Here is a 1,078-nt window from a genome sequence, read left to right as displayed (position 1 = left end):
ACGCGATTAAGTGGGACAACACTTCTTCACGCTCTTTCGCTTTAGCTGCTGGGATATTGATGATTTTGTTACCTTTACCTTTCGCTAATTGCGGCAAGTCTTTAATTGGGAACAACAACATACGCCCTTGGTTGGTAATCGCGAGAATCTCATCCGAATCCAGATCGCCGACTTCTTTTGGCGTCATCACTTCAGAATTTGCAGGCAACGTAACCAACGCTTTACCGCTACGGTTCTTCGATAGCAAATCAGCGCCTTTACACACAAAGCCGTAACCAGCATCGGAGCCCACCAGCCATAGCTGATCTTCTTCGCTCATGATCACCTGACGAATACTGCTACCCGCCGTGATGTTCAAGCGACCAGTAATCGGCTCACCTTGACTACGTGCTGATGGCAACGAGTGCGACTCAAGCGAGTAACTTCGACCATCACTGCCAAGGAAGACCGCCGGCTGACTGCTCTTACCGCGCGCATGCGCCAAGTATTTATCGCCAGACTTGTAGTTCAAACTTTCCGCATCAACATCGTGTCCTTTCGCATGACGAACCCAACCTTTTTCAGACAGAACAACGGTAATTGGTTCACTTGGAACTAGGTCACGCTCAGTCAGTGCTTTTGCTTCAGCACGTTCAACTAAAGGAGAACGACGGTCATCGCCGTATTTCTCTGCGTCGGCTTTAATTTCTTTCTTAAGTAGTGTGTTCAGACGACGCTCAGAACCGAGCAGCTGCTCTAGCTTCTCACGCTCTTTCTCGGGTTCGTCTTGTTCACCACGGATCTTCATCTCTTCTAGCTTCGCTAGGTGACGAAGTTTGGTATCCAGAATCGCATCGGCTTGAATATCGGTAATACCAAAGCGTTCCATCAGCACCGCTTTTGGATCGTCTTCGGTACGAATGATCTCAATCACTTCATCTAGGTTGAGGTAAGCAACTAACAAACCTTCCAAGATGTGTAGACGAGCCATCACCTTGTCTAAACGGTATTGTAAACGACGACGCACGGTACTGCGGCGGAACTCAATCCACTCAGATAGGATCTGTACGAGACCTTTCACTTGAGGACGGTTATCCAA

The 1,078-nt window shown here is 48.4% G+C and carries 1 protein-coding gene; it reads right to left on the bottom strand.

Going from position 1 to position 1,078, the window contains the following annotated elements; translation table 11 throughout:
* A partial coding sequence (locus tag R7P67_RS26160; protein ID WP_318086498.1) for a DNA gyrase subunit A occupies positions 1-1,078 on the bottom strand: 1,078 nt, incomplete at both ends.

The sequence above is a fragment of the Vibrio sp. Vb0937 genome (assembly GCF_033338855.1).
The sequence above is the reverse complement of the archived record's forward strand: the minus strand, read 5'-3'. Positions and strand labels throughout refer to the sequence as shown.